Source organism: Microbacterium sp. NPDC055683 (assembly GCF_053617895.1).
The window spans coordinates 37066-50471 of the sequence record NZ_JBSHGQ010000013.1 but is presented as its reverse complement, the minus strand read 5'-3'; the positions used below and the strand labels follow the sequence as shown (position 1 = coordinate 50471).

Sequence of the window (13406 nt, the reverse complement as noted above, 5' to 3'; positions counted from 1 at the left end):
CCGACGGATGACCAGACTGGCAGGGAAGACGGCGCTCGTCACGGGGGCCGCCCTCGGCATCGGGCTCGCGGTGGCGACCCGGTTCGCGGGCGAGGGCGCGCGCGTCATCCTCGCGGACCGGAACGGCGAGGGCGCGGCCGCCGCGGCGGCCTCCCTCGGCGCGAACGCGCGCGCCGTCACGATGGACATCTCCGACGAAGCCGCCGTCGCCGCGGGCTTCGCCGAGGCGGATGCCGACGGCTGGGCCCCCGACGTCGTCGTCGCGAACGCGGGCGTGCAGCTCTTCGGACAGGACGCGCCCGCCGCAGACCTCGACCTCGACGTCTGGCGGAGGACGGTCGACATCAACCTGACCGGCACGTTCCTCACCGTCAAGCACGCCGTGCGTTCGATGCTCCGGACGGGCGGCGGATCGATCATCCTCACGGGCAGTCCCACGGGCGTCAACGGCGAAGGCCGCGACTTCACCGCCTACAGCGCCACGAAGGCGGGCATCCACGGTCTCGGCCGCACGGTCGCCGCGGCGTATGCCGATCGCGGCATCCGCGTCAACACCGTGCAGCCCGCGTACACCGAGACGCCCCTCGTCTCGGCGATCAGCGAGGACCCGGTCTCGCGCGCGGCCATCGTCGGGCGCATCCCCCTCGGCCGCGCCGGCACGCCCGACGACGTCGCGGGGATCATGGTGTACCTCGCGAGCGACGAGGGCTCGTTCGCGACGGGCGCCATCTTCCAGGTCGACGGGGGCATGACGAGCCTGTGACCGCATCGCACGCCTGGGCCGGCGACGGCGTCGTGTGGGAGCACGGCGCGTGGTCGCTCGAGCGACGCGCCGACGAGCTCGCCGACATCCGGTATGCGGGGGCCGTCGTGCTCCGCAGCGTCCGGGCCGTCGCGCGCGACCGCGACTGGGCGACGGCCGAGATGCGCGTCGACGGCGTCACGGCGCACGGCGACGGCTTCGACATCGCCGTGCACACGGACGGGTGCGGTTCGAGCCTGTCGGGTGCGGTGGCGGTGCGCGCCGAGGGACGCCGCCTCGAGATCGGATGGCGCGGCAGCGCGGCAGCGGAATGGCTCACGAATCGGACGGGCCTCGTGGTGCTGCACCCTCCGCATCTCGCGGGCACGGCACTCGATGTCGTGCACGCCGACGGCGGACGCGAGGCGACCGCGTTCCCCCGCGCCATCAGCCCGCACCAGCCCGTCATCGATATCGCCGCGCTCGGATGGGCCGATGCCGGCATGCGGGTCGACATCGCGTTCGCGGGCGACGTCTTCGAGATGGAGGACCAGCGCAACTGGACCGACGCGTCGTACAAGACGTACAGCCGACCCCTCGCGCTGCCGTTCCCGTATCGCATCGCGGCGGGCGAGGAGCTCGCGCAGTCGATCGTCATCACGGTGTCGGGCTCGCCGACCCCGGCGCCCGGGTCGACAGCCCGCGTGACACTCGTCGGCGCAGGCGTCTTCCCGGAGATCCTCGCGGGGGCGTCGACGGCACCGGACCCGGCGCCCGCCATCCCCCGTGATCGCACCGTGCTCGTCGAACTCGACCTCGCCGTCCCGTCGTGGCGAGCGGCACTCGCACGCGAGACGGGACGGCCGCTCGACGTGCGGATCGTGCTGCCGCAGGACGACGCGGACGCGCTGACGGCGTCCTCCGCGGCCGCGCTCGACGCGGCCGTCGCCGCCCTCGCCGGGTGCGACGTGAGGCGGATCGCGGCGTTCTCGCGCGCCGTGCACACGAGCCGCCCCGCGCACGTCGACGCGCTGCGCGCGGCGCTCATGCGCACGGGCTCGACCGCCGAGGTGCTCGCGGGGGCCCGTTCGCACTTCACGCAGCTGAACCGCGAGCAGGCGGAGCTGCCTCGAGCGGCAGACGGGGTCGCGTTCGCGTCGACGCCGCTCTTCCACGCCGTCGGCACGGAGCAGCTCGTCGAGTCCGTCGCGATGCAGCGGCTGACGGCGGAGCAGGCGGTGCGCATCGCGGACGGCCTCCCCGTGCACGTCGGGCCCGTGACGCTCCGGCCCCGGTTCAACGACGTCGCGACGGCTCCGCAGCCGGCGCCGTCGCGAGGCGATCTGCGGGAGGGGTACGGAGCGGCGTTCACGGGCGCCGACGACGCGCGGCAGTCGGCGCCGGAGCTCGCGGCGTGGCTCGTCGCGAGCACCGCCGCGTTCGCCGTGCCGGGGGTCTCCTCGATCTGCTTCTTCGAGGAGTGGGGGCCGCGCGGGCTCCGCACTGCGGACGGGGCCCCCTTGCCCGCGCTCGCGGCCTTCGACGCGGTCGCCGCTCTCGCGGGGTCGGTCCTCGCCTCCGGGACGAGTGCGGACGGCCTCGTGTGGGCGGTCGGCGGCGGACCCGCCGTGCTCGCCGCGAACCTCGACGACCGTGCGCGCGATGTCGAGGTGGTGACGCCGAGCGGACGACTCTCGGCGTCGCTGCCGGCGTTCGGCTGGGCGCGGCTGCGCTGACGCCGCCTAAGCCGTCGCGCGGCCGATCACCTCGGGCTCGAATCGCACGTGCTCGCCCGGTGCGCGACCGAGCAGCTCGATGGCCGTCGCCCCCAGCATCTCGGCCGGCTGGCGCACCGAGGTCAGCGGCACGACGGTCGAGGCGGCGAAGTCGATGTCGTCGTACCCGACGAGGGCGATGTCGTCGGGTACGCGCACATCGCCCGTCATCGTGAGCGCCTGCAGCAGCCCCACGGCGACGAGGTCGTTGGCCGCGAAGAGGCCGTCTGGGCGCTCGGAGCGCCGAAGCAGCCGCTCGCCGGCCGCCCGTCCGTGGTCCACCGTGAGGTCGTCGATGTCGATGCGCTCGAGGGCCGCACCCGTCGCCTCCGCGACGGCGCGGCGGGCGCCCTCGAAGCGGTCGCGCACCTGGCGCAGGTCGCGGGGGCCGCCCACGAAGGCGATCCGCCGGCATCCGCGGGCGAGAAGCCGCTCGACGGCGAGACGGCCGCCCTTCCTGTCGTCGACCGATACGGTCGACAGACCGTCCGCGTCCCCCTCGTGGTCGACGAGCACGACGGGGACGCCGTGGCGCGCGAGCGCCTCGAAGGGGGCGAGGTCGTCGGTGAGGGGCGTGGCGATGACGCCGCTCGCGCGCTGCTCGGCGAAGAGGTCGACGAGCCGCCGCTCGCGACCGTGATCGCGCGCGCTGTCGGAGACGAGCACCGAGAGGCCGTCGCGCTCGGCCCGCGCATCGGCGCCGCGCGCGACGTCGGCGTAGAAGGGGTTGCGCATGTCGAGGACGATGAGCCCGACCGAACGGCTGCGCCCCGCGCGGAGCTGGCGCGCCGCGTCGTTGCGCACGTAGCCGAGCTCGCGGATGGCGGCGCGCACGCGCTCGACGGTCTCCTCCGCGACGCGCTCCGGATGGTTGAGGGCGTTGGAGACGGTGCCGGCCGAGACGCCGGCGACCCGCGCGACGTCCTTGACGCTGACGGCCATCGCACCTCCCCGGTTGACCTCGCGCCCCATCGTACCTAGCATGGGGACAACGATTCATTAAATCGTTTCAAAGCGAAAGGCACCCGTCGATGACGACTCCCACCCCCGTCCTGAGCGACGAGATCCTCGGCCGGCTCGAGCAGCAGGCGATCGAGCTCCCCTCGTGGGCGTTCGGAAACTCCGGCACCCGCTTCAAGGTGTTCGCCACGCCCGGGACTCCGCGCGACCCCTTCGAGAAGATCTCCGACGCCGCGCAGGTCAACAAGCTGACGGCGCTCGCCCCCTCGGTCGCGCTGCACATCCCGTGGGATCTCGTCGACAGCTTCGACGACCTCCGCAAGCACGCGGAGGACAACGGCGTCGAGCTCGGCACCATCAACTCGAACACGTTCCAGGACGACGACTACAAGTTCGGCGCCCTGACGCACGAGGATGCGGCCATCCGCCAGAAGGCGATCGACCACCACTTCGCCTGCATCGACGTCATGCACGCGACGGGATCGCGCGACCTCAAGATCTGGCTCGCCGAGGGGTCGAACTACCCCGGCCAGGCCGACATGCGCGGCCGTCAGGACCGCCTCAACGACTCGCTGCAGAAGATCTACGAGCGCCTCACGGGCGACCAGCGCCTCGTGCTCGAGTACAAGTTCTTCGAGCCGGCGTTCTACCACACCGACGTCCCCGACTGGGGCACGTCGTACGCCCAGGTCGCGACCCTCGGCGAGCGCGCCATGGTCTGCCTCGACACGGGGCACCACGCACCCGGCACGAACATCGAGTTCATCGTCATGCAGCTGCTGCGTCTCGGGAAGCTCGGCTCGTTCGACTTCAACTCGCGCTTCTACGCCGACGACGACCTCATCGTCGGCGCGGCCGACCCGTTCCAGCTGTTCCGCATCCTCTTCGAGGTCATCCGCGGCGGCGGCTACGCGAACCCCGACGTGGCGTTCATGCTCGACCAGTGCCACAACGTCGAGAACAAGGTGCTCGGGCAGATCCGCTCGGTGCTCAACGTGCAGGAGATGACGGCGCGCGCCCTGCTCGTCGACCAGGAGGCCCTGCGCGCGGCGCAGGTGTCCGGCGACGTGCTCGCGGCGAACGCCGTGTTCATGGACGCGTTCTACACTGACGTGCGCCCCGCGCTCGCGCAGTGGCGCGAGGCCCGCGGCCTCCCCGCCGACCCGATGGCGGCCTACCTCGCCTCCGGCTACCAGGAGGAGATCGAGGCGGCTCGCGTCGGAGGCGTGCAGGCCGGCTGGGGCGCGTGATCGAGGCGGGCGACCGGACGCTCGACGGGCCGCACGGCCCGTTGCGCGTCCGCGTCTACCCCGCGACGGCTCCCTCCGGCGCGGCCCTCGTGTGGGCGCACGGCGGCGCGTTCGCGTTCGGCGACCTCGACATGCCGGAGGCCGACGCCGTCGCGCGCGGTCTCGCCGAGCGGGGCATCCCCGTCGTGTCGGTGGACTACGCGCTCGCTCCGGCGGAGGACGGCCCCCGCTGGCCCGTCGACGAGCCGCGTGAGGGCGTGCGGTTCCCCGTCGCATCCGAGGAGCTGGCGTTCGCGCTCGCGTGGACGCAGCAGCACGCGCCGTCGCTCGGCGCGGATCCGGCGAAGGTGGCGCTCGGCGGGGCGAGCGCGGGCGCGAACCTCGCGACGGGCGTCCTCGTCCGCGGGGTGCAGGAGGGCGGGTCGCTCCCCGCGCTCCTCGTCCTGGCGTACCCGACGCTGCATGCGGTGCAGCCCGAGACGCCGGCGGAGCTCGCGGCGCTGCTCGACGACGCGGGGCTGCGCGACCAGTTCTCGCCGGCCGTCGTCTCGTGGATGTACGAGAACTACCTCGGCGGACCGGTGGACGCCGCCTCGACCGCGGCTGTGCCCGGTCTCGCGACCACCGACGAGCTGCGGGGGTTCCCGCCCGTCGTCATGGTGAACAGCGAGGTCGACGAGCTGCGCGTCTCGGGCGAGGCGTTCGCCCGGACGCTCCGCAGCGCGGGCGTCGACGTCGAGGCCTCGCTCGAGCCCGGGACGACGCACGGGCACCTCAACCGCCCGGAGGAGCCCGGCGCCGACGCGACGCTCGACACGTTCGCGGCGCGCATCGCCCGGCTCTGACGCCGCACGGCGGGAGGACACGGCACACGCCGTGCCCTCCCGCCGTTCGCGACGCGTCCGGCTGGGCCGGCACCCGTACCGCGATTCGGACCGGCGGGAGGGATGACGCCCCCTGCGGCCGACACGCGCACACCGGCCACAGCCATCCGAATCACGGCACGGCCATCCGCCGCGTCGTCAGCCTCAGCGCACGGCGTTGAGCTCCGCGACGCGAGCCGCCCACGCGAGCTTCTCCCGGTACGCGGCGTGACGCGCGGCGTCGGGGACGAACGTCCGCTCGATGCCGGCGCCCGACACGACGTCGCCGAGCCGGTACTCCCCTGCGCCGGCACCAGCGAGGTAGGAAGCCCCCTGCGCCGCGCCGTGTCCGCGCTCCGCGCGATGCACGGGCACGCCGAGCGCGTCGGCCTTGATCTGCAGCCACAGGTCGGATCGCGCACCCCCGCCCGTCGCGAGCACCTCTGTCACGGGATACCCGTGCGCGCCGAACGCATCCACGTCGCCCGCGAGCGCGAGAGCGTTCCCCTCCAGCGCGGCGAGCATGAGCTCGACGCCGTCGGTCGCGAGGTCGACGCCGTCGACGACGCCACGCGCGCGGGGGTTCCACGTCGGGGTGCGCTCGCCGGCCAGCGCCGTCGCGAAGGTGAGGCGGGATGGCCGTGCCCGCTCGGCGAGCCGCGGATCGTCGCGCAGGTCGGACGCCTGGTCGAGCGCGTTCACCCAGTCGACCGTCGCCCCCGCCGTGACCTGTGCGGCGATGAGGAGATCCGTGCCGGGCACGCAGTGCCGGGCGTGGATGAATCCGGGCACCGTCGTCCCCGTCGGCACCGCGAGCATCGACACGCTCGAGAAGCCCGTCATCTCGATGAGCGGCCCGCCGGGCGCGAGCACGCCGGCTTCGAGCGCCGACCCGACGGCGTCGATCGCGCCGGCGACGACGGCCGCTCCCTCCGTGATCCCCGTCGCCGCCGCGGCCCCGGCGCTGACCGTCCCCACCACGGCGGTCGACGGCACGATCTCCGGGAGGAGGCCGCCGGCGGCCTCGGCGAGCCGCGCGGGGAACGAGGACGAGACCTCGTCGAAGCCCTGCATGAGCGACGCCGAGCTGTCGTCGAGCACGATCGCACCGCTCAACCGCGCGACGACGTACCCGTTCGCCGACACGACGCGGTGCGCCGCGTGCGCGACGCCCGGGCGCTCGCGGCGCAGCCACGGCAGCTTGGCGGTGCCGAAGAACGCGTCGGGGCCATTGCGCCCCGCGGCGAGCGCCGCGACCGTCGCGGCATCGGACTGCGCGCGCCTGTCGAGCCAGGTGAGCGCAGGACCCACGTCGACGCCGTCCGCCGCGACAGGCACCAGGGTCGGCGCCTGCGAGGTCACGGCGACGGCGCTCACCTCGTCGCCGCCGACGACGCGCGGGGCGATCTCCCGCAGCGCGCGCCACCACGCCCCCGCGTCCTGCTCGGCGCCGCCTTCCGCATCCGTGGTCGTGGGGTACCGGAGCGCCCCTTCCCGGACGAGGCGTCCTGCGGCGTCGGTGGCGACGACCTTGACCGACGTCGTCCCGACATCGATCCCGAGGAGCAGCCGCATCAGAGGCTCGTCGCCCCGACCGCGGTGAGCGCGTGGTGCACGGGCTCGCCGCGCAGGAAGCGTCCCAGCTCCTCCGCGACGCCCTGGGCCGCCCGCTCGGCCGTCTGCGTGCTCGCTCCCGCGATGTGCGGCGTCATGACGACATTGTGCCCCGCTGCCGCGGCCGCGAAGATCGGATGGCCGAAGTCGACCGGCTCCGTCGGGAACACGTCGAACGCCGCGCCGGCGAGCTGGCCGCTCTCGAGCGCCGCGGCCACGGCCACGTAGTCCACGAGACCGCCGCGCGCGGCGTTGACGAGGTGCGCGCCGCGCGGCATGAGCGCGATGCGCTCGGCGGAGACGACACCGGCCGTGTCCGCGTTGAGACGCGCGTGCACGGTGAGGATGTCCGAGCGCCGGAAGAGCTCGTCGACGTCGTCGACGCGCTCGACGTCCGCGAGGACGCCCGCAGGGAGGTAGGGGTCGTAGACGAGCACGCGCCCTCCCATCGCGGTGACGGCGGTCGCGACGCGCGCCCCGACCGCTCCGGCGCCGAGGATGCCGACCGTCGAGCCCGCGACCTCGGTGCCGACGCGGTCGTGGCGGTAGAACCCGCCCTCCCAGCGTCCGTCCTCGAGCGTGCGCTGCGTGAGGGGGATCCGCCGCAGCATGGCGAGCAGCAGGCCGAGGCTCATCTCGGCCGTCGCCACCCCGTTGCGTCCCGGCACGTTGCACACGAGCACGCCGTGCCGCTCCGCGGCCGCGAGATCGATGTTCGCGGGCCCTCCGCGCGAGACGCCGACGAAGCGCAGCTCCGGGCTCGCCGCGAGGACGCGATCCGTGATCGGCGCGAGCTGCGTCACGATCGCCTGGCATCCGTCCAGCGCGGCGATGAGCGTCTCCTCGTCACCCGAGGCCTCGTCGACGTCGCCGATCCGGCCGAACGGCACGTCGGGCCAGGGCAGCTCGATCTCCTGGACCGCGGCGACGAGATCGCCGGCTTCCGCCCGCACGCGGGCGTGGAACAGGTCGGGGCGGATGAAGCGGTCGCCTGCGGCGAGCACGGTGGTCATGGGATCTCCTGACTATCGAGGGACGGACGGCGGACGGCGGGACGCGACGCATGGCGCCGCGACCGTACGATGGGGGGATGGAGAGCGTCGCGACGAACGAACGCGAGAGCTGGCTCCGTGCGGAGCTCAGCGCATCCGGATTCGTGTCCCTCGCGACGGCCGCGGCGGCACTCGACGTGAGCGAGCAGACCATTCGCCGCGACCTGCGCGTGCTCGAGGAGCGCGGCCTCGCCCGGCGCGTCCGCGGCGGCGCGCGGACGACCGAGCCGGTGAGCTTCCGAGGCCGGGCCCGTACCCGCTTCGCTGAGAAGACCGCGATCGCACGCAAGCTCCTCGATCTCGTTCCGCCGCGAGGCGTGGTCGCGTTCGACTCGTCGTCGACGATGTCGCGACTGGCGACGCTCATGCTCGGCGCAGACGACCTCACGGTCGTCACGAATGGGCTCGACACCCTGCGGGCCCTCGAAGGCAAGCCGGGGATCACGCCCCTCCTCACCGGAGGGCGCCTCGATCCGCGCATCGACTCGTTCAGCGGCCCCATCGCGCAGCAGGCGGCCTCCTCGTTCGCGTACCGGGCGTTCTTCTTGTCGGTGGCCGCCTTCGACGAGCGCGCCGGCGGGTACGAGGACACCCTCGATGAAGCCCAGATCAAGCGCACGTTCCTGCAGGCGGCGGACTCGGTCGTCGTCGGCGTCGACCGGTCGAAACTCGGCGAGCGCTCGGTGGCCGTCTCGGTGCGCATCGACGAGGCGGACGTCGTCTGCACCGATCTCGATGCCGACGACGCCCGTCTCGCCGCCCTCGCCGGGGCGGGCCGGCCGCGGCTGCTCTGAGCGGACGGCGCGCGTCACCGCGCCGCCGACGCGGCCTGCTCCGCCTCGTGGCGGGCCAGCGCCGACTGGTCGACCTTCATGAGGAAGGTGAGCGCGAATCCGACGAGGTAGGTGCACGCGAGCACGACGACGGTCCCTTCCGTCCCGAGAACGCCCCACAGCAGCGTCACGAGGAGCGAGCCCACGAACTGCGAGGCTCCCGCTGCGAGGTTCAGGAGGGCGACCGCGCCGCCGCGATGCTCGGGCTCGAGCGCCGGCATGAGCGCAGAGAGGGGCACATATGCCGCGATGGCGATGCCGAACAGGACGACGCCGGCCCCCGCGATCCAGGGCACCGGACCGAACGTCGCGGGCAGGAAGTAGAGGAGCAGTGTGGCGAGGAACATCCCGATGCTGCCGAACCAGCGCACCGTGCGGATCCAGCCGATGCGGTCGCCGAGGATCCCCCACATGAGGTTCGTGCCGACGGTCACGAGGTAGACGAGCCCCCAGAGCTGCAGCCACTGCGACTGCTCGAAGCCGATGTCGCGGACGAACACGATCGGCAGCATGACGACGAATCCGTAGAGCGCGATCTGGTTGATGATGCGCTGCACCATGCCGAGGCCGAGCTGCGGATTGCGGAACGGCAGTGCCACGGTGTGCGCGAGCGTCCGCCCGAGGCCCGCGAGCGACCGCGGGCCGTCGGTCCTGGGGCCGCGCCCCGTGACGAGGAAGCCGGCGAGCAGGCCGCCCGCCGCGATGAAGGCGATCGCCGCCCACATCGTGGCGACCTCCCCCACGAACGGGATGGCGAGGCTCGGAAGGTACGATCCGAAGACGCCGACGCCGATCGAGTACGACGCCCAGAACCAGCCCATGGCGCTGGAGAGTCGGCTCTGCGGAGCCGCATACGAGATCCATACGACGAAGCCGTAGACGAACAGCGGGTAGGCGATCGCACGGATCGCGTACATGACGAGCATCATCGCGTAGTTGTCGGCCATGATCCCGAACAAGAGGAAGCCGGCGTGGAAGGCGATCCACCCGAAGGTCGCCACGACCATGACGCGCCTCGGCCCGTAGTACTCGGCGAGCACCCCTGAGGCGAAGGCCGCGACGGCGACGACGAGCCCGTAGACCGTGAACAGGGTGCCGGACTGCGCCGTTGTGTACCCCAGGTCCGTGACGAGGTAGTCCGAGAGGAACGCCTGCTCCAGCCCGTCTCCTGTCATGAAGAGGGCGATGGCGACGTATCCCCAGATCAGGGCGGGTGACAGACCCAGGAAGCCCTTCTCCGCAGGCGCCGTGATTGACGACATGTGCACTCCTTCGTTCGACCGGCCGCATCGGCGGTCCGCGTCACATCATGTCATCGATGTCACGTTTTGTCACTTTTAGATCGCGTGGTCTCGCGCCACCCGACTCCTAGGATTCCCCCATGGCCATCTCGAACCTCGACGCGGAGCGCCGTCGCGACCGGCTCGTCGCACTCGCCCACGAGCCCGACGGCGTGCTCATCGACGTCGCAGCCGACCTGTTCGCCGTGTCGGGCATGACCATCCGGCGCGACCTGCTCGAGCTGGAGGCCGAGGGGCGCGTGCGCCGCGTGCGCGGAGGTGCCGTCGCCGCCGAGACGGCGCGCGCATTCGACGCCCGCTCCGCCGTGCGCGCGACGGCGAAGCGCGCCGTCGCTGCCAAGGCCCTCGCCCTCGTGCCGCGCCGCGGCGTCGTCGCCCTCGACGCCTCCACGACCGCGCATGCGCTCGCGGCGGCGCTCGGATCGCGCGACCGGCTGACGGTCTACACGAACGCCTTCGAGACGTTCCAGGTCGCGAACCGCCTCGAGGGCGTCACGGCCGTGCTCTCCGGCGGCGAGGCCGAGCCCACGACGGGGAGCCTCGTCGGCCCGATCGCCGCCCGATCGCTGCGGTCGGTGTACTTCGACGTCTTCTTCACCTCGGCCGATGCGGTCGACCCGGTCGACGGCACCTCGGAAGTCTCGGTCGAGGAGGCCGAGGTGAAGCGCGTGCTCGCGGCGGGCGCGAGCCGCACCATCCTGTGCGTCGACTCCTCCAAGCTCGGGCGCCGATCCGTCGCGCGAGCGCTCGACGGCGGCGAGTTCTCCACGATCGTCACCGAGCTGGAACCGTCCGATCCCCGACTCGATCCCTACCGACTCCTTGCGGAGATCGTCTGAGCCCTTCCGAAGCGCGTTGTGACGTGTTATCTTTCACATAACCTCACAGTGCCGCCCCGGCGCATCCCGTTCGAAGGAACCCCATGACGAACCCCACCGTCGCCGACCTGATCGCACGGTCGAACCGACTCGGATCCGACCCGAAGAACACGAACTACGCCGGCGGCAACACGTCGGCCAAGGGCACCGACATCGACCCCGTCACGGGCGAGCCCGTCGAGCTCCTCTGGGTCAAGGGCTCGGGCGGAGACCTCGGCACGCTGACGGAGGAGGGACTCGCGGCGCTGCGGGTCGACCGCCTCCGCGCCCTCGTCGACGTCTACCCCGGCATCGACCGCGAAGACGAGATGGTCGCCGCGTTCGACTACACCCTCCACGGCAAGGGCGGCGCCGCCCCGTCGATCGACACGGCCATGCACGGCCTCGTCGACGCCGCGCACGTCGACCACCTCCACCCCGACAGCGGCATCGCGATCGCGACCGCCGCCGACGGCGAGGAGCTCACGGCGAAGATCTTCGGCGACAAGGTCGTCTGGGTGCCGTGGCGCCGACCCGGCTTCCAGCTCGGCCTCGACATCGCCGCGATCAAGGAGGCGAACCCCCAGGCCGTCGGCACGATCCTCGGCGGCCACGGCATCACCGCGTGGGGCGACACGAGCGAGGAGTCGGAGCGCAACTCGCTCTGGATCATCGAGACCGCCGCCGCCTACATCGCCGAGCACGGCAAGGCCGACCCGTTCGGCGCCGTCCGCCCCGGCTACGAGGCCCTCCCCGAGGCCGAGCGCCGTGCCAAGGCCGCCGCCCTCGCCGCGACCATCCGCGGGCTCGCCTCGACCGACAAGCCGATGGTCGGCCACTTCACCGACGCCGACGTCGTCACCGACTTCCTCGCGTCCGAGAAGGCCCCGGCCCTCGCGGCACTGGGCACGAGCTGCCCCGACCACTTCCTGCGCACCAAGGTCAAGCCGCTCATCCTCGACCTGCCCGCCTCCGCGAGCATCGAGGAGTCGATCGCGCGCCTCAAGGAGCTGCACGCCGAGTACCGTGCCGACTACACCGCCTACTACGAGGCTCACGCGACCGAGGAGAGCCCCGCGATCCGCGGCGCCGACCCGCTCATCGTCCTCGTGCCGGGCGTCGGCCAGTTCAGCTACGGCGCCAACAAGCAGACGGCGCGCGTCGCGGGCGAGTTCTACATCAACGCCATCAACGTCATGCGGGGCGCCGAGTCGCTCTCCACGTACACGCCCATCTCCGACGCGGAGAAGTTCCGCATCGAGTACTGGGCGCTCGAGGAGGCCAAGCTGCAGCGGATGCCGAAGCCGAAGACCCACCAGGGCCGCATCGCGTTCGTCACCGGCGCGGCATCGGGCATCGGCAAGGCCATCGCCACCCGCCTCGCGTCCGAGGGCGCATGCGTCGTCGTCGCCGACCTCGACCTCGAGAAGGCGCAGGCTGCCGCCGCCGAGCTCGGCGGGTCGGACGTGGCGATCGGCGTCGCGGCGAACGTCGCCGACGCCGACGGCGTGCAGGCCGCGATCGACGCGACGCTGCTCGCGTTCGGCGGCATCGACCTCGTCGTCAACAACGCGGGCCTGTCGCTCTCGAAGCCCCTCCTCGAGACGACCGAGAAGGACTGGGACCTGCAGCACGACGTCATGGCGAAGGGTTCGTTCCTCGTCTCGAAGGCCGCCGCGAAGGCGCTCATCGAGCAGGGCATGGGCGGCGACGTCATCTACATCTCGTCGAAGAACTCCGTGTTCGCCGGCCCCAACAACATCGCCTACTCCGCCACGAAGGCCGACCAGGCGCACCAGGTGCGCCTGCTCGCCGTCGAGCTCGGCGAGCACGGCGTGCGGGTCAACGGCATCAACCCCGACGGCGTCGTGCGCGGCTCGGGCATCTTCGCCGCGGGCTGGGGCGCCAACCGCGCCGCCACCTACGGCGTCAAGGAAGAGGACCTCGGCCAGTTCTACGCCAACCGCACGATCCTCAAGCGCGAGGTCGTGCCCGAGAACGTCGCCGACGCGGTGTACGTGCTCACGGGGCCGGAGCTCAGCCGCACCACGGGCCTCCACATCCCCGTCGACTCGGGCGTCGCAGCCGCCTTCCTGCGGTGACCCGTCTGATGCCCGGATGGGCGCGCTCCGCACGCGCGCCCGTCCGGGCATCCCCCT

At 72.6% G+C, this 13406-nt stretch carries 11 protein-coding genes; 7 read left to right on the top strand and 4 right to left on the bottom strand.

Features of this window, described 5'->3' with window-relative positions; genetic code table 11:
• Positions 1 to 7 precede the first annotated feature (7 nt).
• Both ACWGPF_RS07225 and ACWGPF_RS07220 read left to right on the top strand, forming a co-directional pair.
• Positions 8 to 763: an SDR family NAD(P)-dependent oxidoreductase gene (locus tag ACWGPF_RS07225; protein WP_452332181.1), complete on the top strand. Its 756-nt coding sequence runs from the start codon at positions 8 to 10 to the stop codon at positions 761 to 763.
• Complete coding sequence (locus ACWGPF_RS07220) at positions 760 to 2478, top strand: hypothetical protein (RefSeq protein ID WP_452332180.1); 1719 nt, start codon at positions 760 to 762, stop codon at positions 2476 to 2478. The genes ACWGPF_RS07225 and ACWGPF_RS07220 overlap by 4 nt, the downstream gene beginning before the upstream one ends.
• 6 nt (positions 2479 to 2484) lie before the next feature.
• On the opposite strand, the gene ACWGPF_RS07215 is transcribed toward ACWGPF_RS07220, so the two are convergent.
• Entirely contained in the window at positions 2485 to 3459 is a 975-nt protein-coding gene (locus ACWGPF_RS07215; RefSeq protein ID WP_452332179.1) for a LacI family DNA-binding transcriptional regulator, read from the bottom strand.
• An 89-nt stretch (positions 3460 to 3548) separates the two neighbouring features.
• Here ACWGPF_RS07215 and rhaI point away from each other — a divergent pair, with 89 nt between their 5' ends.
• Both rhaI and ACWGPF_RS07205 read left to right on the top strand, forming a co-directional pair.
• Complete coding sequence (gene rhaI / locus ACWGPF_RS07210; RefSeq protein ID WP_452332178.1) at positions 3549 to 4727, top strand: L-rhamnose isomerase; 1179 nt, start codon at positions 3549 to 3551, stop codon at positions 4725 to 4727.
• Positions 4724 to 5572 carry an alpha/beta hydrolase fold domain-containing protein gene (locus ACWGPF_RS07205; RefSeq protein ID WP_452332177.1) on the top strand — a complete coding sequence of 283 codons (849 nt, stop codon included), beginning with the start codon at positions 4724 to 4726 and terminating at the stop codon, positions 5570 to 5572. Before rhaI ends, ACWGPF_RS07205 begins: the two co-directional genes overlap by 4 nt.
• Positions 5573 to 5755: 183 nt before the next feature.
• Here ACWGPF_RS07205 and ACWGPF_RS07200 read toward each other — a convergent pair whose 3' ends face one another.
• Both ACWGPF_RS07200 and ACWGPF_RS07195 read right to left on the bottom strand, forming a co-directional pair.
• Positions 5756 to 7165, bottom strand: coding sequence for a xylulokinase (locus ACWGPF_RS07200; protein WP_452332176.1), 1410 nt, complete (start codon positions 7163 to 7165; stop codon positions 5756 to 5758).
• Positions 7165 to 8217 carry an NAD(P)-dependent oxidoreductase gene (locus tag ACWGPF_RS07195; protein WP_452332175.1) on the bottom strand — a complete coding sequence of 351 codons (1053 nt, stop codon included), beginning with the start codon at positions 8215 to 8217 and terminating at the stop codon, positions 7165 to 7167. The genes ACWGPF_RS07200 and ACWGPF_RS07195 overlap by 1 nt, the downstream gene beginning before the upstream one ends.
• Positions 8218 to 8294: 77 nt before the next feature.
• Here ACWGPF_RS07195 and ACWGPF_RS07190 point away from each other — a divergent pair, with 77 nt between their 5' ends.
• Positions 8295 to 9050 carry a DeoR/GlpR family DNA-binding transcription regulator gene (locus ACWGPF_RS07190; protein ID WP_452332174.1) on the top strand — a complete coding sequence of 252 codons (756 nt, stop codon included), beginning with the start codon at positions 8295 to 8297 and terminating at the stop codon, positions 9048 to 9050.
• A 14-nt stretch (positions 9051 to 9064) separates the two neighbouring features.
• On the opposite strand, the gene ACWGPF_RS07185 is transcribed toward ACWGPF_RS07190, so the two are convergent.
• Positions 9065 to 10351 (bottom strand): MFS transporter, encoded by a 1287-nt coding sequence (locus ACWGPF_RS07185; RefSeq protein WP_452332173.1) that lies wholly within the window; start codon positions 10349 to 10351, stop codon positions 9065 to 9067.
• Positions 10352 to 10470: 119 nt separating this feature from the next.
• Between ACWGPF_RS07185 and ACWGPF_RS07180 the strand changes: the two genes are divergently transcribed.
• Positions 10471 to 11229: a DeoR/GlpR family DNA-binding transcription regulator gene (locus tag ACWGPF_RS07180; protein ID WP_345436663.1), complete on the top strand. Its 759-nt coding sequence runs from the start codon at positions 10471 to 10473 to the stop codon at positions 11227 to 11229.
• 83 nt (positions 11230 to 11312) lie between these two features.
• On the top strand, positions 11313 to 13349 hold the full coding sequence (locus ACWGPF_RS07175; protein ID WP_452332172.1) for a bifunctional aldolase/short-chain dehydrogenase: 2037 nt from the start codon (positions 11313 to 11315) through the stop codon (positions 13347 to 13349).
• The last annotated feature ends 57 nt before the right edge of the window (positions 13350 to 13406 follow it).

Excerpts from the sequence above, each read along its gene's own strand:
- ACWGPF_RS07175 (WP_452332172.1), top strand. The coding sequence starts at position 11,313 with ATGACGAACCCCACCGTCGCCGACCTGATCGCACGGTCGAACCGACTC.
- ACWGPF_RS07215 (WP_452332179.1), bottom strand. The coding sequence starts at position 3,459 with ATGGCCGTCAGCGTCAAGGACGTCGCGCGGGTCGCCGGCGTCTCGGCC.
- ACWGPF_RS07200 (WP_452332176.1), bottom strand. The coding sequence starts at position 7,165 with ATGCGGCTGCTCCTCGGGATCGATGTCGGGACGACGTCGGTCAAGGTC.
- ACWGPF_RS07185 (WP_452332173.1), bottom strand. The coding sequence starts at position 10,351 with ATGTCGTCAATCACGGCGCCTGCGGAGAAGGGCTTCCTGGGTCTGTCA.
- ACWGPF_RS07190 (WP_452332174.1), top strand. The coding sequence starts at position 8,295 with ATGGAGAGCGTCGCGACGAACGAACGCGAGAGCTGGCTCCGTGCGGAG.
- ACWGPF_RS07195 (WP_452332175.1), bottom strand. The coding sequence starts at position 8,217 with ATGACCACCGTGCTCGCCGCAGGCGACCGCTTCATCCGCCCCGACCTG.
- ACWGPF_RS07225 (WP_452332181.1), top strand. The coding sequence starts at position 8 with ATGACCAGACTGGCAGGGAAGACGGCGCTCGTCACGGGGGCCGCCCTC.
- ACWGPF_RS07180 (WP_345436663.1), top strand. The coding sequence starts at position 10,471 with ATGGCCATCTCGAACCTCGACGCGGAGCGCCGTCGCGACCGGCTCGTC.
- rhaI (WP_452332178.1), top strand. The coding sequence starts at position 3,549 with ATGACGACTCCCACCCCCGTCCTGAGCGACGAGATCCTCGGCCGGCTC.